21 protein-coding genes are annotated in these 22,239 nt (G+C 52.7%); 7 read left to right on the top strand and 14 right to left on the bottom strand.

Annotation, left to right across the window (positions count from 1 at the left end; translation table 11 throughout):
• The first annotated feature begins 42 nt into the window (after positions 1-42).
• Both M4I36_RS08635 and M4I36_RS08630 read left to right on the top strand, forming a co-directional pair.
• Positions 43-672: a SpoIID/LytB domain-containing protein gene (locus tag M4I36_RS08635; RefSeq protein WP_258111335.1), complete on the top strand. Its 630-nt coding sequence runs from the start codon at positions 43-45 to the stop codon at positions 670-672.
• Positions 673-686: 14 nt separating this feature from the next.
• Positions 687-1,334 carry a peptidase associated/transthyretin-like domain-containing protein gene (locus M4I36_RS08630; protein ID WP_258111334.1) on the top strand — a complete coding sequence of 216 codons (648 nt, stop codon included), beginning with the start codon at positions 687-689 and terminating at the stop codon, positions 1,332-1,334.
• Between the two features lie 64 nt (positions 1,335-1,398).
• Here M4I36_RS08630 and M4I36_RS08625 read toward each other — a convergent pair whose 3' ends face one another.
• The 3 genes from M4I36_RS08625 to M4I36_RS08615 are packed head-to-tail and all read right to left on the bottom strand — an operon-like array spanning position 1,399 to position 4,780.
• Entirely contained in the window at positions 1,399-2,568 is a 1,170-nt protein-coding gene (locus M4I36_RS08625; RefSeq protein WP_258111333.1) for an aminotransferase class I/II-fold pyridoxal phosphate-dependent enzyme, read from the bottom strand.
• 45 nt (positions 2,569-2,613) lie between these two features.
• Positions 2,614-3,792: an FtsW/RodA/SpoVE family cell cycle protein gene (locus tag M4I36_RS08620; protein WP_258111332.1), complete on the bottom strand. Its 1,179-nt coding sequence runs from the start codon at positions 3,790-3,792 to the stop codon at positions 2,614-2,616.
• The gene (locus M4I36_RS08615) at positions 3,773-4,780 is read right to left on the bottom strand and encodes a glycerophosphodiester phosphodiesterase family protein (protein ID WP_258111331.1); all 1,008 of its coding nucleotides are present in this window, start codon (positions 4,778-4,780) and stop codon (positions 3,773-3,775) included. Before M4I36_RS08615 ends, M4I36_RS08620 begins: the two co-directional genes overlap by 20 nt.
• A 355-nt stretch (positions 4,781-5,135) precedes the next feature.
• Here M4I36_RS08615 and ftsW point away from each other — a divergent pair, with 355 nt between their 5' ends.
• Together ftsW and M4I36_RS08605 are read left to right on the top strand one after the other, a co-directional pair.
• Positions 5,136-6,581 carry a putative lipid II flippase FtsW gene (gene ftsW / locus M4I36_RS08610; protein WP_258111330.1) on the top strand — a complete coding sequence of 482 codons (1,446 nt, stop codon included), beginning with the start codon at positions 5,136-5,138 and terminating at the stop codon, positions 6,579-6,581.
• A 161-nt stretch (positions 6,582-6,742) separates the two neighbouring features.
• Positions 6,743-7,699 (top strand): MBL fold metallo-hydrolase, encoded by a 957-nt coding sequence (locus M4I36_RS08605; protein ID WP_258111329.1) that lies wholly within the window; start codon positions 6,743-6,745, stop codon positions 7,697-7,699.
• A gap of 7 nt (positions 7,700-7,706) precedes the next feature.
• Here M4I36_RS08605 and M4I36_RS08600 read toward each other — a convergent pair whose 3' ends face one another.
• Positions 7,707-8,222: a GAF domain-containing protein gene (locus tag M4I36_RS08600; protein ID WP_258111328.1), complete on the bottom strand. Its 516-nt coding sequence runs from the start codon at positions 8,220-8,222 to the stop codon at positions 7,707-7,709.
• A gap of 80 nt (positions 8,223-8,302) precedes the next feature.
• Here M4I36_RS08600 and M4I36_RS08595 point away from each other — a divergent pair, with 80 nt between their 5' ends.
• Both M4I36_RS08595 and M4I36_RS08590 read left to right on the top strand, forming a co-directional pair.
• Complete coding sequence (locus M4I36_RS08595) at positions 8,303-9,673, top strand: MurT ligase domain-containing protein (protein ID WP_258111327.1); 1,371 nt, start codon at positions 8,303-8,305, stop codon at positions 9,671-9,673.
• Positions 9,636-10,373 carry a type 1 glutamine amidotransferase gene (locus M4I36_RS08590; RefSeq protein WP_258111326.1) on the top strand — a complete coding sequence of 246 codons (738 nt, stop codon included), beginning with the start codon at positions 9,636-9,638 and terminating at the stop codon, positions 10,371-10,373. Before M4I36_RS08595 ends, M4I36_RS08590 begins: the two co-directional genes overlap by 38 nt.
• Here the strand turns inward: M4I36_RS08590 and M4I36_RS08585 are convergent.
• The 9 genes from M4I36_RS08585 to M4I36_RS08545 all read right to left on the bottom strand — a co-directional run bounded on the left by M4I36_RS08585 (position 10,370) and on the right by M4I36_RS08545 (position 18,982).
• Positions 10,370-11,155 (bottom strand): SDR family NAD(P)-dependent oxidoreductase, encoded by a 786-nt coding sequence (locus M4I36_RS08585; protein WP_258111325.1) that lies wholly within the window; start codon positions 11,153-11,155, stop codon positions 10,370-10,372. The two genes, M4I36_RS08590 and M4I36_RS08585, sit on opposite strands and share 4 nt — an antisense overlap.
• Positions 11,156-11,243: 88 nt before the next feature.
• A complete protein-coding gene (locus M4I36_RS08580) occupies positions 11,244-11,666 on the bottom strand; it encodes an acyl-CoA thioesterase (protein ID WP_258111324.1) in 423 nt (140 codons plus the stop codon).
• Between the two features lie 5 nt (positions 11,667-11,671).
• A complete protein-coding gene (locus M4I36_RS08575; RefSeq protein WP_258111323.1) occupies positions 11,672-12,454 on the bottom strand; it encodes a YetF domain-containing protein in 783 nt (260 codons plus the stop codon).
• Between the two features lie 91 nt (positions 12,455-12,545).
• Complete coding sequence (locus M4I36_RS08570; RefSeq protein WP_258111533.1) at positions 12,546-12,911, bottom strand: hotdog fold thioesterase; 366 nt, start codon at positions 12,909-12,911, stop codon at positions 12,546-12,548.
• A 39-nt stretch (positions 12,912-12,950) separates the two neighbouring features.
• A complete protein-coding gene (locus M4I36_RS08565; protein WP_258111322.1) occupies positions 12,951-14,042 on the bottom strand; it encodes a phosphotransferase family protein in 1,092 nt (363 codons plus the stop codon).
• Positions 14,043-14,079: 37 nt separating this feature from the next.
• On the bottom strand, positions 14,080-15,699 hold the full coding sequence (locus tag M4I36_RS08560; protein WP_258111321.1) for a long-chain fatty acid--CoA ligase: 1,620 nt from the start codon (positions 15,697-15,699) through the stop codon (positions 14,080-14,082).
• A 209-nt stretch (positions 15,700-15,908) separates the two neighbouring features.
• Positions 15,909-16,847 (bottom strand): homoserine kinase, encoded by a 939-nt coding sequence (thrB, locus tag M4I36_RS08555; protein ID WP_258111320.1) that lies wholly within the window; start codon positions 16,845-16,847, stop codon positions 15,909-15,911.
• Entirely contained in the window at positions 16,847-17,878 is a 1,032-nt protein-coding gene (gene thrC, locus M4I36_RS08550) for a threonine synthase (RefSeq protein ID WP_258111532.1), read from the bottom strand. The genes thrB and thrC overlap by 1 nt, the downstream gene beginning before the upstream one ends.
• Positions 17,879-18,046: 168 nt before the next feature.
• The gene (locus M4I36_RS08545) at positions 18,047-18,982 is read right to left on the bottom strand and encodes an MBL fold metallo-hydrolase (protein WP_258111319.1); all 936 of its coding nucleotides are present in this window, start codon (positions 18,980-18,982) and stop codon (positions 18,047-18,049) included.
• Positions 18,983-19,221: 239 nt separating this feature from the next.
• Between M4I36_RS08545 and aceA the strand changes: the two genes are divergently transcribed.
• Positions 19,222-20,493: an isocitrate lyase gene (gene aceA / locus M4I36_RS08540; protein ID WP_258111318.1), complete on the top strand. Its 1,272-nt coding sequence runs from the start codon at positions 19,222-19,224 to the stop codon at positions 20,491-20,493.
• A 111-nt stretch (positions 20,494-20,604) separates the two neighbouring features.
• Here aceA and M4I36_RS08535 read toward each other — a convergent pair whose 3' ends face one another.
• Positions 20,605-22,227, bottom strand: a complete 1,623-nt coding sequence (locus M4I36_RS08535) for a DHA2 family efflux MFS transporter permease subunit (RefSeq protein ID WP_258111317.1) — start codon at positions 22,225-22,227, stop codon at positions 20,605-20,607.
• Positions 22,228-22,239 lie beyond the last annotated feature (12 nt).

Here is a 22,239-nt window from a genome sequence, read left to right as displayed (position 1 = left end):
GCAATGTATGAAAAACGTCCACAACAAAGGATGGTTGAGAAGATGAAGCGATATCACTGGGTCCCTGGGGTGGCCGCGGTCATGGCGATGGCCTTTGTCTCTCTAACACAGACAAAAACGGTTCAGGCAGCAGCAACCCTAGACAATACAGCCCCACCAACAATCGTCCGCGTTGCCATTCGCGAAAACAATCCGTCCGGAGAACCGGACCCCCGCGGAAGAATTGTCTGGGTCCAGACGGTGCCCTTCGACGAATATTGTAAAGATGTTCTGCCAAACGAATGGATTCCGTCCTGGAAGCCTGACGCACTCAAGGCTGGCGCGATGGCCGTGAAGATGTTTGCTTGGTATCATCACCTCCATCCGATCACGATGGACGGCTTTACGTACGATGTCGACAACACGGTCAACTTTCAGACGTTTCGCTACTTGTCGAATCAACCGGAATGTGACGCTGCCTACAACGCAGTAAAAAATTTGGCATACGTAGACAACAACGGTGCCATTATTGAATTGAATTACCGAGCAGGCACTCCGAATGACCCAAATTGGCAGTATCGAAATGCTCAAAAAATGGCCCAATGGGGTTCCGAATACTGGGCAGAAAAAGGGCGCACATACGAACAAATTTTGCAGTTTTACTATTTGAATCGACTGTTGAGAGGCTATTAAAGGGGCGTGGTATCGTGTCTACAAAAATTCACTGGACCCTCCGCACAGGACTGACACTGGCTTCTATACTCATCACCAGCATGGCGCTCTCCGTTCCAAGTGCGAGGGCGGACAGCGTTGGCTGGTTTAGCCACCCAGACAAGAAATCTCCGACGATTGCAGATGGAGCCATTCCGGTAGCTGCTCCCGTCTCGATTCCTCCTCAAGAGACGCCGTCCGCCCCGCCAAAAGAACAAGCGGCAAAACGTATCCCGCTCCGCGTCAAAGTCATCGATGGTCGCACTCAGAAACCGCTGGCGGGGGCGGAAGTCGTTCTCATCGAAACAGGGCAACGACTCACTACAGACAGTCAAGGATTGACAGGAGAGTTTAACGCACCCGTCATCCGCAATCCAAAGTACTTCCCTCTCGTTGCAGAACTGCACGGACAGCTGGGTCTGATTGCATACAAAAACGGATATCGAGACTCCGTACATTTAGGCGTGCGCATCAACGACGGAGTTCCTGCCAACACGACGATCTGGATGTATAAGATTGGGCCTCTTGACCGCCGAATTGAGCCTGTGCTATATCAGGTCCCCTACCACCGTCTGTGGCTCATCGAGCTCACTCAACGATTCCGAAGTAAAACACAACCTGGTGAAGGGCCACAGCGACCGTAAACGGTCGCCAAGACCTTGTCTTTCTTAGATACCCACAACACATGGCATGGGCTGAGTGGTAATCCTAAAAACCAGTCGCCGTATAGACTTTCGCTATACGCCATGCGGCTTCTCTCAATCTCTCTTCATTCGTCAAGAGGCCAATTCGCACATAACCCTCGCCCGAGAGACCAAAGCCGATTCCCGCAGCAACTGCGACGTTGGCACGCTCGAGCAGCAAATCTGCAAATTGTGTGGATGTTTGCCCTTTGGGTATCGGCATCCATCCGAAAAAGGTTCCTTGGGGACGCGATGCGACGATGCCTTCCTTCTCGAACAGCTCATAAAATGCGTCTCGCCGCCGTTCATAAGTCTCTCGCAAGGTTGTCACGGCATCCATGGGACCTCGCAAGGCTGCCTCCGCGGCGCGCTGCACGGCCGGAAAAAGCGACACATAGCAGTGGTCATGATAAAGTTGCAGGGCGGAGATGGCTCGCGCGTTGCCGACTGCGAACGCAACTCGCCATCCCGCCATATTGAAGGTTTTACTGAGTGTATACAGTTCAATCCCGCAGTCCTTGGCTCCAGGAGTCTGCAAAAAAGACTTCGCCCGATAGCCGTCGAATCCTATGGCAGCATACGCAAAGTCATGAACGACCAGAGTCCCGGTCTCTGCCGCCTTGTCCACAACTTGCGCAAAAAACTCAGAAGACGCGCCTGCCCCTGTGGGATTAGAAGGGTAATTCAAATACATCACCTTGGGTTGAACGGACTGCATCAGATTCAAGTCAGGCAGGTACCCATTCTCTGACAACAAAGGCATGCGAACCAAGTTTGCACCAACGAGGCGAATGCCGCTTTCATAGTCCGGGTACCCAGGGTCCGGTACCAAGACCGGATCGCCCTCATTTAAAAACACCTGTGGTATTTCTGCCAATCCGGCTTTGCCACCAAACAAGAGCGCAACTTCGGTATCTGGATTTAAGGAGACGTCGTAGTACTTCTGGTAAAATTCCGCCACCGCATGACGCAACGAATCCAATCCGCGAAAAGGACCATAACGATGTGTACTGGGATCTAACACCGCTTCGCGCAACGCCTCGACGATATGCGAAGGTGTGGGTAAGTCTGGATTACCCTGTCCCAAGTTGATAACATCCTCCCCGAGCGCCACACGCATATTCACTTTGCCCGCCAGTCCGGTGAAGAACTGCTCCGGAAGTTGCTTCATCCGCCTTGCCGTCCACTCAGTCATCCAGTGTATCTCCCATCGAACCGCAATTTGTAAGGCATCTCCACATCAATTAAAACGTAATTTCTTGCGCCGCAAGGCGACGGACAGTGTCAGTCCGATGGCAATGTAGTCGACCACCAAGGAGCTTCCTCCGTAAGAGATAAACGGCAGGGTAATCCCCGTCGACGGACTCAGATACATATCCATTCCAATATTCTCGAAGACTTGAAAAGACAACATGCCGATGACGCCTGCGATGATATAGGTGCCAAACGTGTCTTGGGAGGTGGCTGCAACGCGTACAAGGCGGTAAATGAGCACCAAAAACAAAAGAATCAGCATGCTCGAACCAACGAATCCAAATTCTTCTCCAATAGCCGTAAAAATATAGTCAGTCCATTGATTTGGAATCCAATTGCCTTTGGTCGCTATGCCGCTGAACAGTCCTTCGCCAAAGACTTGACCTGAACCTACGGCGATTTGGGACAGACGAATGTTGTAGCCATAGGACAACGGATACGCGCCAGGATTGAGCCACGTAATGATTCGATACGCCTGATACGATTTGAGAATGTGATGTTTAATCAACACACTTTGGATAAAATCGGTCGATTCCTTTGGAAATAGCACGGCAACGGCAGACAAGCCGATGACGACGCCGAGTGTCAGCATGATGATGAACAGGAAGTGACTGCGTTTACCAAACAATGTGAACATCGTGAGAGCCAATGCGACCATCACCAGAGCTTGCCCCAGTGCTGGCTCCTTCAATGTCAATAAAAACGGAACGAGGAAAATGACGAAAACCGGCCAGACGCGACGCATGCTATAGTCGGGAAGTTCCGACTCGTCGACGTTCGCCATGAATGCCGCCATACCTACGATGATGGCCAATTTCGCCACCTCGGAGGGCTCAAATGATAATTGTCCTAAGGGTATCCAACTGTGTGCACCATGTTCGCGAGGCATCACGTAAACCACTAAGAGTAAGAAGATGGCTCCGGCGACCACCCACCAATACACCTTGCGCAAGCTGCGGTAATCGTACAACATGACAACCGTCATGACGACCCAACCGACGATTTCGAACAGCCCCTGCCGAAACATGACACCAGCTGGCGCACCGTCGGTGGTCTTACCATGCGTCGCGGCCAGGATGGCAACAAAGCTGTACACAGCGAGAAGGAACAACACACCTAGGATAGTGAAGTCCATATCGCGAATATTACGGCGCAACGTTTCCACGAAAATCCTCCCGAATATGCCTGTCTAAAAATTCTTTGCGAACTCTGGAAGCAAGTAAGGGTCGATTCGTTACCAAGCCACGGACACCGAGTTGATACAGTGCACGCATGCTCTCTTCGTCATCGACCGTCCAGACATCGACGGGCAGCCCCTGTTGCCGCGCGCGTTCCACGAGTCGCGCCGATACAATCCGAATTTTCCCTGTTCGCACCGGAACCTGCAAAACCTGAAATGGCCACTGACGTGGTCGAATGTTCGCATAATACGCGACCAAGAATCGAGCAACTTCGTTGGTTGACGCACTCGTGACAATGGCTGGATGAGCCAATCGCACACGATGTAGATTCGACTGATGAAAGGAGGCGACCACGACCCGTGACCAAGCGTCACACGCATCGAGAATACTAAGGAATTTGCGAACACTCACACCACTGCGGGGTTTCAAATCGACATTGATGATGGTCTGCGGGTACAAAGTCAATAGTTCGGTGAGGGTCAAAATCTCCACTCGTTTTCCTCGAAACGGATAAGAGACACCCTCGTCGGGTGTGAAACGGTAACCAAAATCAAGGCGCTTCAATTCGGACAAGGAGCACTGAGCGATGGCACCCATTCCGTCACTGACTGCATCGACGACCGGGTCGTGACAAACAACCATCTCACCATCACGCGTCACATGGACATCGGTCTCCAGCACATCCGCTCCCTGTTGCAGTGCCAAGTCAAAGGCTGGTCTTGTATTGGCAGGAGCTTCCTGAGAGGCACCTCGATGTGCCAAGACCCACAATTCCGGAGCAGGCTTTTTCATCGCAAGACTCACCCGACTCACCTCGATTGCCATACCACCGCGCGGACGAACTGTGCATTCGCCGCTACACTGTGGATAGATGCCCCATAAGCTATGCCGAAAAGGAGGCATCCACCCATGTTGATTCACCACCGTGAACTGCGAAAGTTCCTTGGCCAGCCCGTACAATGCCACACTCACTTCGGAACCTTCCACGGGGTCATTGTACACTGTACGCGCCATCATGTCATTCTTCTCGGACGTCCTCACGCAACATTTCAACCTTCTGTTACAAATGCATCGACAGGTATGATGCGCCCATTCGGTCATCCGATTTCGTCGGCCGCTCACGGGACAAACAACCCGCGACCCGCGAACGGTTGGCACATTGCCATTCCCATCATTGCCATTTTAGGAGTCACCGCATTGGGTATTCACGAGTGGTAAGCCGTATGTAAAGGCAAAAGAAGCGTCAGTTCGGGAAGGGAAACGCTCCTCTCTGTCGAATTCCTGAAGCGGCGGTCCTGGACCAGGCGACTTTGGGAAGGTGGCGCGTGTGCAAAAGCAGTACCATCAACCGGATTTTGTACTCTATTTCACGGTGCTCGCATTGACAGCCATCGGCATCATCACTGTCTATTCGGCGAGCACGGTCATTTCTCTCGAGAACGGAATGTCGGCCACACACTTTGCCTCGCGGCAACTTTTTGCAGGCGGTCTCGGTGTGATTGCCATGACAGCTTTAATGTTTGTTCCGTACCAGTTCTTTTATAAACATGCAGCAAAAATCATAGTCGTCGCCATATTCCTGCTGTTTATCGTCCTTATTCCCGGCATCGGGAGCAAGGCGTCCGGGTCGCGGCGCTGGATTGGCGCTTCAGGGCTACACTTACAGCCCTCGGAGTTTGCCATTGTCGCACTCATTCTCTATTTGGCGTTCTTTTTCACAAAAAAAGTGACGCTTCTTCAATCGTTTAAACAGGGCCTTCGACCAGCACTCATGGTCATCACCATCTGCGGCGGACTGGTCTTATTAGAGCCAGATTTGGGTACGGCATTTACGATGATTGCAACCGGCTTCGTTCTCGTCTTCGCGTCAGGTATTCGCCTCAAACCCATTCTCATCAGTTTGGGCATTGCTACGCCTTTACTGTACATCTTTGTGCATATGGCCAAATACCGCTCCAACCGACTCATGGTCTATTTTCACCCGTTTCGGCATCCGCAGCATGCCTACCAGCTCATCAACGGACTGACTGGCATCTCGGCCGGAGGTTGGTTTGGACGCGGATTTGACATGAGCGTGGAAAAGGCGGGTTACCTGCCCATTCCACAGGCTGACTTTATCTTCGCCGTATTCACGGAAGAGTGGGGTTTTGTGGGCGCTGCCGCCTTATTGGCCATCTTTGGAGTCTTGATATGGCGCGGATTTCGCATTTCGCGGTACTCCCGAGACCGTTTTGGGGCCCTACTATCGGTCGGTATCACCGGGCTCATCGTCATCGAAACGTTTGTCAATCTGGGAGCGGTCACTTGGCTCCTGCCGGTAACAGGCATACCCCTTCCCTTTATTTCGTACGGGGGAACATCTCTCTTGGTCTTACTGATTGCATCGGGACTTCTCCTCAGCGTCTCCCGACAGACGCTCGATGAAGCGCCTGAAGCGGATGAACTGGCCGACGTTGTCTACGTCGAGGATGTTCTGCAGCAACGCGTCCAGCGACCAGAGCCGCGCCGCGCCAAGACATCCAACCGAACGAGTGGAGCGCCACGGAAAAGTCCCACGGCCAAAGCAGGAAAGGTCGAACCTATTCGGAGAGAGCAGCCCAGTCGCTGGGGGACAAAGACGACGGACACAGCCAATCATCGAGAGCGCTCGAAAAATTCATCGGCTCGCCCCAGCGCTACCGTGCAAACCACGTGGCGACAGCGCAACCAAGCGTATTCGTCCAAATCAACAGCCCCGAAACCAACTCCGAATCCAAAGAAGCGCCCGCGCTGACTCATAGCAGTCCAGCGCGGTATACTGTATAGGTATTCTTTCAGCCGCAGTCCAGAGCGCGAACGCAGCAAGAAACCGGAACACGAATCGACAGTTCATCCCGTTCCCACAACGAATGGAGATACCCGTTCACTGCGAACGGAACAGAGAGGTGCTTCGCTATGGAAACTTCCAGTCAGGCCACGCCAGAATCTTTCGGGCATGACGTCTATGCGATTGATTTGTTGGAACAAGGCCAACCTTATCGAACCGCTGCATACGTGATTTTAGACGACCACCCCACGCTGATAGAGACCGGCTCAGCCGCCTCACACGAGACTCTCCTTCAAGGACTGAAATCCTTGGGCCTTGAACCGAAAGATTTGGCGTATGTCATTGTCACCCATGTTCATCTCGATCACGCTGGCGGCGCCGGACAAATGATGGCGAAAGCGAGCGCAGCCAAACTTGTCGTCCATCCCCGCGGAGCGCGCCACATGGCCGACCCAAGCAAACTTTGGGCAGGAGCCGCATCGGTTTACGGCGACCGAGTCACGTCTCTATTTGGGTCTGTCCAGGCGGTACCCGAAGACAAAATATTGATTCGTGACCATTTGGATACCCTAGATATTGGGCAGCGGTCTCTGACGTTCTTTGACTCTCCAGGACATGCAAAACACCACTTTACTATTCTGGACGAATCGTCGGACGCGCTGTTCGCCGGAGACGCTCTGGGCATCCGCTATCGAACGGGATTGACCGGATGGAACTTTGAATTCATTCTCCCATCCAGTTCCCCCGTTGATTTCGACCCGGATGCGGTACACAGCACGATGGAGATGCTTCGGAAGTATCCCTTCCAATCGGTGTATCATGCACACTTTGGCAAGTCGCCACGCGAGGAAGCCATGTACCACACCGAACGAGCTGCGAGAGCATTTGAACATCTAATTTTGTCGACTTACCACGATAATTTAACGCCGGAAGCAGTTGCCCAATCGCTGCGCGACTGGATACGAGATGACTTAAAGGCACAGGGTTACACTCCTGGAGACATGGCTGTACTCGACATTGATGTCCTAGTGGATGCTCTTGGCCTACTCCACTTTGCGAAGAAACACCGAGCAAACCCTATCTAAGTGCCGTCTAGGCAAGTGCTTCTGGTATATCTGCTGTGAGGCACTGTTCTGCAATTTTTGCACAGTACTCGAGTCCGAGCAGGTCTGAGTTGTCAAAGCGACTTTTGAGCGGGCTGTCAATGTCCAAAACACCGACGACCACGCCACGTTGCATCAAGGGAATCACGACCTCACTCTGTGAGGCGGAATCGCACGCGATGTGACCCGGAAACTCGTGGACATCAGCGACAAGCAGTGGACGCTTTTCCGCGACTGCCTTCCCGCAGACGCCGCGACCAAACGGGATGCGAAGACAGGCTGGCAGACCTTGAAACGGCCCCAAGACCAACTCGTCTCGCTTGGGGTCTGTCAAGTAAAAACCCACCCAATTGACGTCGGACAAATGTTGCATCAGCAGCGCAGAAAGATTGCTGAGATTGGCAATATAGTTCGGTTCACCAGCGACTAAGTGCGCCGCTTGCTCCCGCAACTGACGGTAAAAATCATCCTTAGACGTGGCTTGAAGCCGCTCTGTGACAAACATAATCGTCACTCCTCCCTACTCTAGTCCTGCACGTGTAGTATAATCCAAAACAGAATGTTGACCGAAACGGGAGGCAAGCCATGTTCGCTCTTTGGATCGCAAAACTGCTCATTCTTCTCTTGCGCCTACGCGGGAAATCAGCAACGAGCCTCCCCGGCAAGGTCGCGATGCGCCTGTCGCCAAAGTTGTTGGCGCGACTGTGCAACTCGTTAGAACGAGTGGTCATCGTCACAGGAACCAACGGCAAGACAACGACCGTACGTCTGTTGGCCGCGATGATGCGGGAAGAGACGCCGATTATCACCAATGCCGAAGGTGCCAACCTGACGCAGGGCATTCTCTCCGCCTTGCTCGCAGCATCCAACTGGCGGGGGCGATTAGCCTCCAAAACAGCACTCTTCGAAGTAGACGAAGCAACTTTGCCGAACATCGCGTCATGCATGCCCGTCAAACTCCTGGTCGTCACGAATGTATTCCGAGATCAGTTAGACCGATATGGAGAAATTGACAATACCATCGACAAAATTATCGCAGGTGCAGCGTTCGTGCGTGGGACTGTGCTCGTCAATGCGGACGATCCGCTGGCGCGCCACATTGGCTTACGCTTCGCAGGCGCAAGCAAAACCTTCGGCTTCTCTCCGGAAGGTGCGTCCATGACGGGTTTCGATGGAGTGCGCGATGGCGCGTTCTGTCTGCAATGCGGGGCTGCCCTTGAATATGATGGATACTTTTACGGCCAACTCGGCCTCTATCGTTGCCCGCAGTGCGACTTCTCCCGGCCTCATCCTGACTTTGTTGGACATTATAGCCAAGGACTCCTACAATTCCACGAAGTTGGCACTCCAGATACCTCCTACCGCGTCCCTGTGCGTGGACTGTACAATGTCGACAACCTGCTGGCGGCCGTGGCAGCTGCACGCGTTTTCGGAATATCGTCGGAAGCCATTCGCAGCGGGATCGACCACTTCAAATCTCCCATCGGGCGAATGCAGACCTTTTCCACATCGCCACAGAGTATCCTCAATCTCATCAAGAACCCTGCGGGCTGTGACAGCGTCTTGACTGCAATTTGCGCAGACCCAGCAGAGAAAGTCGTCTGCGTGGGCATTAACGACCAAGCGGCGGACGGACGCGATGTCTCGTGGCTCTGGGATGCAAATTTTGAACAACTTGCCGAGTTTGGTCGAGTGCACCGCTTTGTCGTGTCGGGCGATCGCGCCCTAGACATGGCGGTCCGCTTCAAATATGCTGGTGTACCGACTGCATCTGTGGACGTCGTGCCCGACTTGGAAGCTGCTCTGGACGCGGCACTTTCGGCAGCGCAATCTGCCGACGGCTTGTCCGTGTACGTTTTAACGACGTACACCCTCATTCACAAAGCAGCTGCTCTTCTCGCCGAAAGGAGGGTCGCGGATGTCGAAATCGCTTATCATCGCGCATCTGTTTCCTGAACTGTTGAATCTCTATGCGGATAAAGGCAACATCCAGACGCTCACCCAGCGACTGCGGTGGCGTGGATACAGCGTGGAGGTGCGCCCCGTCAAAGCAACGCAGTCTCCCGAACTCGAATCTTATCACTTGGTTTTGCTCGGAGGTGGTTCTGACCGCGAACAGGCCTTAGTTGCGACGGAACTTTACAAACAGCGTTCAGAGTGGCGCGCCGCAGCCTCCTCAGGGCTACCGATATTAGCGGTTTGCGGCGGCTATCAATTGCTTGGGGATTTCTATCAATTGCCGGGCGGAGACAAGGTTCAAGGGCTTTCCATCCTGGACATGACCACCGTTCCTGGAGAAGGGCGCCTGATTGGCAACATCGCGGTGGAAAGTGAGCTTTGTGGAAGCATTGTTGGCTTCGAAAATCACGGTGGCCGAACACATCACAACCATGCGCCACTCGGCTCTGTGGTCAGCGGATATGGCAACAATGGACAAGACCGACAAGAAGGTGTTCACCACTGGAACATCATCGGCACCTATATTCACGGCCCCCTACTGCCTAAAAACCCGCAGTTGGCCGATTTTGTGCTCCGTAGCGCCCTGACCTATGCAGATTTACCCGCAGACCTAGAACCTTTGGACGACCGCATGGAATTGGCAGCCCACCAACATGAATGGGCCCGCCACACTTCCAAAGTACAAAAAACGCTTTAAAATCCGTAGATCGTCATGCCTCCGTCCACATAAAGCGTCTGCCCAGTGACATAGCTCGCTGCATCCGACAGCAGAAACACCGTGGGTCCAACCAACTCTTCGACGTCTCCTACGCGCCGCATCGGCGTGCGCGCCACAATCTGTGCGTGGTACTCTTCATCTGCCAAGAGCTTCTCCGTGAGTGGCGTACGAAAATACCATGGGCCAATCCCGTTGACGCGTACGCCTTGACCAGACCATTCGAGCGCGAGTACTTTGGTCATCTGAATCACACCAGCTTTTGCGGCAGCATACGCAACCCCGGTCCGCAGAGCGACATGGCCACCTACCGACGAGATGTTGACAATACTGCCACGGCCACGCCGCAACATGCGCCGTCCCACTTCTTGAGCCACAAAGAACGCACCCGTCAGGTCGGTTTCCACCACGGTCTGCCAATCTTCCAAACGAACATCCGCAGCAGGAATGCGCAGATTCATACCGGCATTGTTAATGAGTCCGTCGAAACCTCGGGCGTCATCGAGTTCTGCGATAGCCGATTGTGCGCTCTTCACATCTCTCAAGTCGCACAGGCAAAGGTCGACGCTTCCCTGTGGATTTGCCGCCTGAACTATTGCCTGAGTCTCCCGAAGCGCGCGTTCGTCGCGTCCGAGCAGCGCAACATCTGCTCCATAAGACGCGCAACCTCGGGCCAACTCGCGACCTATTCCACGGCTGGCGCCCGTGATTAAGACGCGCCGACCTGTCAATTGAAACAGCGAATCTCCTGCCTTTTCTCTCACGCGCATATCATCTCCTTCGAAAGTCCGCATACCTCTCATCTTGCTTACTGCACCAAAGTCGCGATAGAACGCCGTGGCCTTGCTCGCATTACGCCCTGAGTGCAGGCACTCCCTCCGGTTCATCCGCATGCAGGTAGAGAAGGTGCTTCAAGTCATCGGGGATGCGGATGGCTTTCTTGGTTGCGTAGTCAAAGTGGATAAGCGTGGCTTGCCCACGCGCCGCATAGTCACTGTTTGGCAGTAAAATAGCGTGATCGAGCACAAAACTGCTGTTCCCAATTTTCCCAACCCACGTCCAAACGTCGACGGTCACTCCGTACGGAACTTGTGCTAGAAAGTCGCATTTGGCGCTCGCCACAATGAGACTCCAGTTCGAGAGTTGCAAATCCGGATTGAACCAACGAAAGATTTCACGCCTCGCCTCTTCCATCAGCGTGAAATAAGCAGCATTATTCACATGACCAAGTCCATCGCAATCGTGAAATCGAATGGACTGCTGCTGACGCAACACCGCATTCACATCCTTTTTAGTTCTACAATCGGTTCGCCATTGGGAGCAATTCCGAAGTAGAGAATCTCATCTTGAAACTTCGCTCCATTTCGCATCCATTCCTGCTCCAGCCACTCGCGCGTCACGCCCGCTCGCTCAAGAGCGGCAAAATCGACCTGTCCGTCGAGAATGAGATCGAGCAAAGGTTCACCGCGGCGCACAGATGGCTTAGTTGCCAGAGCCACTTCTGCTGACCCTGTCGCCTCCTGGCGGACCTTTATGCTTTGGGCAGGGGGCGGAGCGAGACGGGCAACGGCTTGTTCTGTCCCGCCTTGCACCCTATCGGTCGAGGTAATGTGTTCTAAGACACTCAAATTTCCAGATGGCTCTAAAATCGCAAATTGCACATCGTGAAGAGAAAAATATCCTTGTTCACGCAGCAACATCAGGACATCATCCAAGTTCAAACGAGCTTTCTGCAGATGGCTATGCAAAATGTGTCCATGATGAATTAAAACGAGCGGCTGGCCTCCCGCCGTTTTTCGAAAAGCCCTGCTTTTCATGGCCAGCCAAGCCGCCGCGACAGAGCAGATGGTGAACAAAATGAGTGTAAACCCGCTGACCGTCCACTCTGCAGGCGTGGTCGCCACAATCATGTTGGCTGCAATATTGCCCATGCTCGCTCCTGCTACCCAATTAAAAAACGTGACCTGCGTTAACTGCGTACTGCCTATCCAGCGAGCCAACAACAGGAGCAAGGCATACGTCACTGGCGTGCTCAGGGTCAGGAAGAACCAAGGAATGTGCATCCGGCCATTGACCCCCCTGTACAGCAAATCCGCACTATACCTTTGGTATAGACCGAATTTCTGTGCAACAGACAGGGCACAACCACCCGTACTAGGAGCGTTTTTTAATAATTCCTACCGTACACCTCGAAATGCAGACCAGCTTGTTGCTTTCATCGACGATTCGAATATCCCAAACCATCGTGGTGTGTCCTCGATGCACAGGCGATGCCGTCGCCACCACAAAGCCGGATGTCACAGATTTTATATGATTCGCGTTGATTTCAATACCCACTGCTTGTTGCGTAGCTGAATCGACATTCAATTGCGTACCTAGAGAAGCCGCCGATTCCGCCAGCGCTACGGACGCCCCCCCGTGCAGTAAGCCAGCTGGTTGATGCGTACGCCCATCGACAGGCATGCGCATAACGACCGAATCTCTGGTCGCTTCTAAAATTTCCATTCCTAAATGCTCCATCAATGTGTCTGAAAAATCCACAGAATGAACCACCTTCCTTCAGCCAGCGCGCTGCGCCAACTGAAACGCATGTTGAATCAAGAATTCGACCGCTCTCCCAAAGTCACGAAAACGCGTGTCAGACGTCATGCCCAACCGATAGCGGCGATAAATCTGTTGGAGAATGACGGCCAGCTTGAAATATGCAAACACCTGATAGTATGGCAAATTCGATACATCGCGTCCACTTCGCAAAGCGTATTCCGCCACGAGTCGATCCCTATTCCAAAAGTACCCACTTGACGTCACTGAGGGCAACCATTGATGAAACGGTTCCGCATCTCCCGGCTCGACCCAGTACACTAAAGCCACTGCCAAATCAAGCAGCGGATCCCCCAGCGTAGCCATCTCCCAGTCCACTACTCCAGCCACGGAGATGCGGTGGCCTGGACGAAACAAAAGATTATTCAACTTGTAATCATTGTGAATCAAGGTCACGTACCGCTCTCCAGGAAGCGACTCGTTCAACCACTCGAGCAGCGGGGCAACCTCGGGAATCTCTTCCGTCTTCGCCTGCTCATAGCGATTCGCCCACGCACTGACTTGTCTTTGTAAAAAACCGCTTGGATGTCCAAACTCCTCAAGGGAAGATGCCTTGATGTCGACGGAGTGGAGACTGACCAACGTCTGCACGAACAGATTGGAGATTTGCGCGCCAGCATCCTTTGCAACGCCACTGGAGGCAGAGAGAACAGTGGGCAATTTTGCATCCAGTGTCAAGCCAGAAATGTACTCCATCACGTAGAACGGTGCTCCGAGAACCTCCACATCTTCCACCAAGAAATACGGTTTGGGAGCAAACTCGAAATGCGGATGAAGGCGTTCCAGCAAACGACATTCGCGACCCATATCGTGCGCCTTGGCCGGTAGCGGCCCAAAGGGCGGGCGGCGCAAAACCGCCCGGAACTCTCCGGAACAGACAAGATACGTCAAATTGGAGGCACCCGCAGGAAACTGGTAGACTGACACCTGCCCTCCAGGAAATGTAGGGCAACGCTCCTTCAAGATGGCGCTGATACGAGCGACATCCAGTTCTTCTCCTGGGCGCACAGGCATCGTGCCAGATGGCGCAACAAACCCTTGCTGAGCCACACGCATTCCTCCTCAAGAATTTGTGCCGAGACCGTCTTCAAGGCGTGGTGAGTTGGCCCGCTTCGTACTGTTCGCGCAACGTCTTTTTCGAAAACTTTCCAACACTCGTCTTCGGAATTTCGTCCACAAAGACCAACTGGTCCGGCAGCCACCATTTCGCCACACGCTGGCTGAGGAATTCCAACAGTTCTTCCGCCTTGATGGAAGCTCCTTTGGCCACAACAACGCAAGCCAGTGGACGCTCTTGCCATTTCTCATGGGGAATGGCAATGACCGCCGCCTCCGCTACCGCAGGATGACTCATTAACGCATTTTCCAAATCCACAGAAGAAATCCATTCGCCTCCCGACTTAATCAGGTCCCGCGTTCGGTCTACCACCTGCAAATATCCGCGCTCATCCAAGGTGACAATGTCCCCGGTGCGAAACCATCCGTCGACGAACGCCTCTGCAGACTTTTGTTCATCTTTGTAGTACCGACCGAGCACCCACGGTCCGCGCAACAGCAATTCACCCATCTGCTTTCCGTCGTGCGCCACCGGATTGCCCAATTCGTCGACAATACGCATCTCCAATCCAGGTAAAATCAATCCTGTTTTAGCACGATAACGGTATTTATCGGGAGCCGGCAAGTTTCTCTCCGCCGTTTTTGGATATCCAGAAAACGTCACAGGGGTCGTCTCTGTCTGCCCGTATCCTTGGTAGACGGTGATGCCAAACTCTTCGTCAAATGCTCGGGTTAATGACTCAGGCAGGGCCGATCCGCCCGATATCAGATACCGCACGCAACTGAGGTCATACTTTCCTGGATTGGCTCGCAAAATACTCAAAATACCCATCCACACGGTAGGTACTCCGGCACTCGTCGTCACGCGCTCTTCATGCATGAGCGAGACCAAGTCTTGCGGAGTGGGACGGCTACCCGGATAGACTTGCTTTGCTCCCGCCCACGTGTCGATGTAGGGCCGACCCCACGCATTCACGTGGAACATGGGGACGATGGGCATGGTCACATCCGATTCATCGGTACCAATATATCCGGAAAGCCCCGTCAAACAATGCAAGTACAGTCCACGATGCGAATACTCCACGCCTTTTGGCATCCCAGTCGTTGCCGAAGTATAGCCGAGGATCGCGGTATTATTCTCATCAAATTCCGGAAATTCATAGTCGGTTGCTTCACTGCGAATCAAATCTTCATAGTGCATCGCGTTCTTTAGAGTCGTTTCTGGCAAAACCTCTGCATCCGTCATGACAATGAACGCCCGCACAGTATGCAACTCTGCTTGAATATCTTCCATCACAGGAATTAAATCTTCGTCAACAAAAATGTACTCATCTTCTGCATGATTGATAACGTGAATTAACTGCTCCCGGAACAAACGGATGTTAATCGTATGCAAAATCCGATTGGAGCATGGGACTGCGTAGTACAATTCCAGATGTCGATGATGGTTCCATGCGAAGCTGCCCACTTTGGCCTCGGCCACAACTCCCAGCGTGTCCAGAGCGTTGGCCAATTGACAAACTCGTTCGTGCAAATCTCGATATGTGTACCGAAATATGCCTTTCGCCCCGCGCGAAACAACCTCCTTTTCCGGAAAAATTTCATTGGCACGATAGAGCACTGACTTCAGTAACAGCGGATAATCCATCATCAGCTATCGCTCCCTTTACTGGATTTTGCTTGCAACCGCTCACTGGCTTCGACTAAAACGCTTTCATGACGCACTCCAAAACGACCCGATTCTTCACTTTCCTGAACATCCTCAACCTGCCGGAAGAACGATGCCTAGAATAATGACATTGTATCATCCCCATCGGGAAAGGACAGAAATTTTCAGAGGAAAGAAAGCTGTCCGGACCTCTAGGAACACTGTTCCGCGACTCGCACAGACCCAATATGCGGACGAAAGACGTGGGTGGTGCAGGAAACACCCAGTTCGCGCCATCGAACACTCATTTCATCCGCTACTTGCAATGCAATTTTCCTGGAGTCGCACCACGCCAACAGAGACGGTCCAGCTCCGCTCAGAGACGTGACCAAAGCACCACGCTCCAAAGCAGCCGAGCGAACTTCCGCAGAACCCGGAATCAGCGCCATACGGTAAGGCTCGTGCAGTCGGTCCTCCAGTCCATTCACCAACGTCCGCAAATCTCCTGTACAGAGCGCAGCTGCGAGACGTGCTGTTTGGGCTATATTCGAGACCGCATCGACCATACTCACAAACTCCGGCACCACGGCCCGAGAATCCTTGGTCAGCAGAGGAAAATACGGGGTAGCCACCACGAGCACCAGCGCTGACGGCAAAGGAAGCGACAGATGCGACCAGCGAGAACCATCGCGCCAACAAATGCATGCCCCTCCCGCCAGAGCGGGGGCGACATTGTCCGGATGACCCTCAATGTCTGCCGCCAATTGGAACAATTCCGTCAGCGACAGCGCTCTCTTTGGAAAGTGCTTCCGCACAAGTTCATTGGCGAGCAACAGCCCTCCGACCACTGCCGACGCACTACTACCGAGTCCAGACGCAACCGGAATGTGATTGTGCAGAACAAGGCGAAAATTCCACCAGTCCAAGTCGTAACCTGTCGCTAAAAAAAGACGATGCATGGCTTGAACAACCGCATTTTCCGGACCATTTGGCAAGATGTCGGCAGATTCACCGAAAATTTCAACAGAGAACGGTTCGTCTTGGTACAGACACATATCGTTATACAGTTCCAGCGCCATCCCCATGCAGTCGAACCCAGGGCCAAGGTTTGCGGAAGTAGCAGGAATACGCACGCACCAACCAGAAGACATCACAGACTCCCGCCAATCGCATCAAGAACCGCTTGTTGAGAGTTGTCCACGACCCGGGCGGGTGACGGTTGAATGGACATGGCCGTGTCAGGATCTTTCAAACCATTCCCTGTCAAGACACACACAACCGTCGAACCCTTGTCCACCGCTCCACTGCGGACTCTTTGCAGAAATCCGGCGACCGAAGCCGCACTCCCTGGCTCAGCAAAAATGCCCTCCCGGGCAATCGTTCGATACGCTTCGCGAATGTCGTCGTCCGTGACTGCCCAAATACCCCCATGGGATTCGCGCGCCGCTTCCAGCGCTAGCGTACCTGATGCTGGTTTCCCGATGCGGATGGCAGTAGCAAAGGTCTCTGGATGCGATACAGGCTGTCCATGTACCAAAGCGGCCGCACCTGCCGCTTGAAAACCGCACATTTGCGGAACTGACGAAATTCGTCCCGCTTTCAGGTACGCTCGGAAACCCTTCCAGTATGCCGAAATGTTTCCCGCATTCCCGACTGGAATGTACAGTTGGTCTGGGGCGGACCCGAGCGCGTCGCAAATCTCGAAGGCGGCCGACTGCTGACCATCGAGCCGGTATGGATTGATGGAATTGACAATCGTCATTCCGGCCGGCTCGGCAATATCTCGCACTCTCTGTAATGCGTCATCAAAATTGCCGCGAATGGCGATGATATCCGCTCCATAGACCATGGCTTGTGCTAATTTACCGAGAGCCACATATCCGTCCGGAATGAGCACCACCGCTCGCATCCCAGCTCGCGCAGCATAGGCCGCAGCCGACGCAGACGTATTGCCCGTAGAGGCACACACCACAACCCGCGCTCCGAGTTCCTTCGCTTTGGCGACAGCGAGAACCATGCCGCGGTCTTTGAACGATCCGGTCGGATTTGCCCCCTCATACTTCAAATAAACGGTCGCATTCGCTAAATGACTCAGGTATTCCGATAAGATAAGTGGTGTGTTGCCTTCCGCCAATGTCAGTGAAGGCGTGTTTTCTGTGACAGGCAAGAACTCTTTGTACATCTCTATGATTCCGGGCCATCGTTGTCCAGTCCGCACTTCTCCGTACACGAGCCACACCTCCTCCAAGTGCACTAAACTTATGTCGCATTGTCGCTGTTTTTTGAAGTCTCGTCAATGGCATAACGAAACGTTGCCCCTGATGTTGCGAATTTGTAGAAACTCTAAACACTACGAGCGCTCTGAGGCAAACGCAAATTCCTCGCCAATCTGGCGTATGACAATTCTCCGTCTTTCCGAGCCAGCTGCTTGCTCAAGTCGGTGCAACGGTTCATCGATGGGCTCCTGAGACAACACGAAGGTTCCCCAATGGATGGGTACAAGAAATTTGGCACCCGTTTGTAAGAACATGTCCCATGCCTGTTCTGGCGTACAGTGAGCACCTTGGAAAGTTTCTGGAGCATACGCTCCGATAGGTATGCAAGCGACATCGATGGTACCGTGTTGGCGCAGGTCTGCAAAGTGAGTCACATGGGCGGTATCCCCTGCAAAGAAAATTCTCGCGCCATCTTTCTCTACCAAGTAGCCACAGTAACCATAAGACCGATTCCAAGGAAAACGATTTCCCCAATGGCGCACTGGTACGGACTCGACCGTCATTCCATTCTCAAGGCGAACAGACTCTCCAACCGATAATTCGCAAATTTTTCCTGAATGAACTCGACGAACCAGACGCCCCGTTCCTTTTGGAGTCACGACAATCGCCTCTGGATGCAGAACCTTCCGCAGACTAGGAATATCAAAATGGTCTAAATGTGCATGCGACATCAATACGACATCTGGTGTGGGAATATCGGAAAGTGCGAGGCCCGGTTCCGAATACCGTCTAGGGCCGATGATGAGCGGGCCTAAACGAACACCGACTTTCGGAGAAAAGACCGGATCGGTCATAAACAAAACATTCCCAAGCGAACACAGCAAAGTAGAGTGACCGAGCCACGATATATGGCATTCACTTGTCCCCCACTCTCTCGGGGACGGTCTTTGCTTCGCCGGTCGAAATTCCGGACGCGGAAACGATTTGGTCATCCGCTTGTACTGCCAATACACCCACAATGCCAGAGCCATGACGACCAGCACAATGAGCAACAGTGCCTTCCAAATCACAATTCCCACTCCCACTCAATGAGCCGCGCGAATCACACAATTTCCCGCAGACTGCAACTTTAACGTGGCAAATGTCATCCACTCCATTCCCTAATGTATCACAATTCATGATTCGCTTTCTCGCATCGCTTGAAAGGAACACCGTGACGTCAAAAAACAGTTGCAGAAATTCACGAATTGTTATATAACAGTATCAACACACGAAGATTATTATAAAACAGCAAAAGGAGCGAAACGACATGTGGATGGATGCAGAGCGTATGCGGCTGGAATGGACGACTGACCGAAGATGGCGGGGTATTGAGAGACCGTATCGAGTGGAGGACGTCATCCGGCTGCGCGGGTCACTTCCTATCGAATATTCTCTCGCGCGACACGGTGCAGAAGTTCTTTGGGATATGCTCGAGCGAGAGCATTATGTCAAAGCTCTGGGGGCTTTGACGGGGAATCAGGCGGTTCAGCAGGTCAGGGCTGGGCTACGAGCCATCTACCTCAGCGGATGGCAGGTTGCCGCAGATGCGAATCTCGCTGGGCAGATGTACCCGGACCAGAGTCTCTACCCTTCCAACAGTGTTCCGAACGTGGTGAAGAGAATTAATCAAGCCTTGACCAGGGCGGATGAAATCCAAGTGTCTGAAGGACGGGGCGATATCGACTGGTTTGTTCCCATCGTTGCAGATGCGGAGGCAGGATTCGGCGGACCTCTGAACGTTTTCGAGTTAATGAAAAGTATGATTGAGGCTGGTGCCGCTGCCGTTCATTTTGAAGACCAACTGTCCTCGGAGAAAAAATGTGGTCACATGGGCGGGAAAGTTTTGCTCCCGACCGCACACGCCATTCGAAACCTTGTTGCTGCAAGGCTAGCAGCGGATGTCCTCGGGGTGCCCACACTCTTGGTGGCGCGAACCGATGCAAACGGCGCCAATCTCATCACCAGTGACGTCGACGAGCGTGATTTCCCCTTTCTGACTGGAGAACGTACAGCTGAAGGATTTTACCGCATACGAGGTGGTTTGGATGCGGCAATAGCAAGAGGCTTGGCTTACGCCCCTTATGCAGACTTGATTTGGTGTGAGACCTCAGAACCGAATCTTGAAGAAGCAGAGAGATTCGCGCAAGCCATTCACGAACAGTATCCGCGGAAGTGGCTCGCTTACAATTGCTCACCATCGTTCAATTGGAAATCGAAATTATCGGAAACAGACATTGCCAACTTCCAAGACCGCCTCGGTGACTTAGGATACAAATTTCAATTTGTAACCTTAGCTGGTTTTCACGCTTTGAATCATAGCATGTTTGAATTGGCACACCGTTACAAAGACAGTGGTATGGCCGCATACTCTCAGCTACAACAGTTGGAATTCGCGAGTGAAGGAAAGGGTTATACCGCCCACCGCCATCAAAGAGAAGTCGGAACAGGATATTTTGATGAAGTGGCACAGGCGATTTCCGGAGGACTGTCGTCTACGACCGCACTCAGCGGATCGACCGAGGCAGAGCAATTCGCCTAACCGACAGAGACAACAACGGGAGCCCACCTAAGCTGGTCGGCTCCCGTTTTCTTTTTTCCTGCCATCCACCAAACAGCATCTGCCGCGAAAAAACTTTAAGCACACAGTTGCCTACTCGAGCAAGAGCGGTGCATTCCCCTCACGACTGGATGGCAACTGACTCTTCTTTTTCTCCAGATTTCCGAGGCGAATTTCCCGTTCTTTGCGGCTACCGAAGAAGAAAATAAGCACGAACGAGACGACGAGCAGAAGTGTGGAGACGAAGAACGTATCGTTCAAGCCTCCCACAAAGGCTTGATTTTGCAATAGTCCGTCCATCATCGCAATGGCAGCCTGCTTCGCCGCCAATAGGGACATCCCATGAGCCTGAAACATCTGCTGCATCTGTGTCAACATCCCCCCAGCCGCGGAGGTGTTGGTGACGCGAGAAGCCATATTGTACAGATGAATTTTATCTTGCTTCGTCATGTACGAGGTGAGCACTGCAATTCCAAGGGAGGAACTCACTTGACGAACTGTGTTGCTCATCGCCGAAGCTTGCGATACCAACTGCACTGGCACGGTATTCATTCCTGCCGTCATGACAGGCATCATCGTCAATGCCATTCCAAAAGAGCGGGCAATGTACAGCCATTGAATCGTGGACTGCGTGGACACTGTCGTCAATCCGCTAAAGCCAAATGTCGCCAGCGTTACGGCAGCTAAACCCACAATGCCAAGTGGCCTTGCGCCGATTTTGTCCATAAGTCGACCGCTAATCGGCATGAACACCGCAGAGACCAAAGCAGCCGGAGTCATGAATAGACCCGTTTTCAGGGCAGAAAATCCCATGACGTTTTGAAGGTATAAAGGCAACAAGAAGATACCTGAGAACAGAGCAATACCCACGATGGATGTGATGACGAGGCTCATACTGAACATATAGCTCTTGAGCACCGCCAGATTGATGACTGGATTTTCGACATTCAACTCCACAAACACTAACGCGATGAGCGAGAGAATTCCAATCGTCAGGCAAAGAACGACAATCATCGAGCCCCAACCGTGATTGGGCACTTCATTGAATCCGTATAGTAGTAGAAAGAATCCGACCGTCGACAAGGAGAATCCGAGCACGTCCAACTTTCCCTTGGTTCCATGCGAAAACTCATGCATGAACGCCAGGCCGAGGAAGAAACCAGCTATCCCAATTGGGACGTTGATGTAAAAAATCCATCTCCAACTGGAATATTCAACTAAATATCCAGACAAGGCTGGCCCAAACGCAGGTGCCGCCATCATTGCAATGCCCAAAATCCCCATAACCATGCCGCGCCGATTCGGAGGAAAGATGCGATACACCATGGCCATCGACACAGGCATCATAAACCCACCACCAATGGCTTGAATGACCCGAAAGAAAATGATGCTATCCAAATTCCAAGCCGCGCCGCTGAGTGCCGAACCGAGCGTAAACATAAAAAGCGCGAAGAGAAATAGACGCTTGGGTCCGAATTTGTCGGTGAGCCATCCGGAAATTGGGATGAGTACACCAAGCACCAGCATGTACCCGGTTAAGACCCATTGAATTTGTGCAGTCGATGCACTGAGTTCAGTTTTCATGGTGGGGATGGCGACATTCACGACACTCGTGTCGAGAATTGCCATAAAGACCCCCAAAATGATGATGGCTAACTGGAGCCAAGGGGCCTTAATACGGTCAAACTCGTACCCTGAATTAGACGTAGCTTCCACTTTAGCGAATTC

This window comes from Alicyclobacillus sp. SP_1 (genome assembly GCF_024706985.1).
In the GTDB taxonomy this organism is placed as follows: domain Bacteria; phylum Bacillota; class Bacilli; order Alicyclobacillales; family Alicyclobacillaceae; genus Alicyclobacillus_I.
Note: the sequence above shows the minus strand (reverse complement) of the source record. Positions and strands in the feature narration are given on the sequence as shown.

Excerpts from the sequence above, each read along its gene's own strand:
- M4I36_RS08635 (WP_258111335.1), top strand. The coding sequence starts at position 43 with ATGAAGCGATATCACTGGGTCCCTGGGGTGGCCGCGGTCATGGCGATG.
- M4I36_RS08625 (WP_258111333.1), bottom strand. The coding sequence starts at position 2,568 with ATGACTGAGTGGACGGCAAGGCGGATGAAGCAACTTCCGGAGCAGTTC.
- M4I36_RS08605 (WP_258111329.1), top strand. The coding sequence starts at position 6,743 with ATGGAAACTTCCAGTCAGGCCACGCCAGAATCTTTCGGGCATGACGTC.
- M4I36_RS08600 (WP_258111328.1), bottom strand. The coding sequence starts at position 8,222 with ATGTTTGTCACAGAGCGGCTTCAAGCCACGTCTAAGGATGATTTTTAC.
- M4I36_RS08595 (WP_258111327.1), top strand. The coding sequence starts at position 8,303 with ATGTTCGCTCTTTGGATCGCAAAACTGCTCATTCTTCTCTTGCGCCTA.
- M4I36_RS08590 (WP_258111326.1), top strand. The coding sequence starts at position 9,636 with ATGTCGAAATCGCTTATCATCGCGCATCTGTTTCCTGAACTGTTGAAT.
- M4I36_RS08575 (WP_258111323.1), bottom strand. The coding sequence starts at position 12,454 with ATGCACATTCCTTGGTTCTTCCTGACCCTGAGCACGCCAGTGACGTAT.
- M4I36_RS08570 (WP_258111533.1), bottom strand. The coding sequence starts at position 12,911 with ATGGAGCATTTAGGAATGGAAATTTTAGAAGCGACCAGAGATTCGGTC.
- M4I36_RS08560 (WP_258111321.1), bottom strand. The coding sequence starts at position 15,699 with ATGATGGATTATCCGCTGTTACTGAAGTCAGTGCTCTATCGTGCCAAT.
- thrB (WP_258111320.1), bottom strand. The coding sequence starts at position 16,847 with ATGTCTTCTGGTTGGTGCGTGCGTATTCCTGCTACTTCCGCAAACCTT.
- thrC (WP_258111532.1), bottom strand. The coding sequence starts at position 17,878 with ATGTACAAAGAGTTCTTGCCTGTCACAGAAAACACGCCTTCACTGACA.
- aceA (WP_258111318.1), top strand. The coding sequence starts at position 19,222 with ATGTGGATGGATGCAGAGCGTATGCGGCTGGAATGGACGACTGACCGA.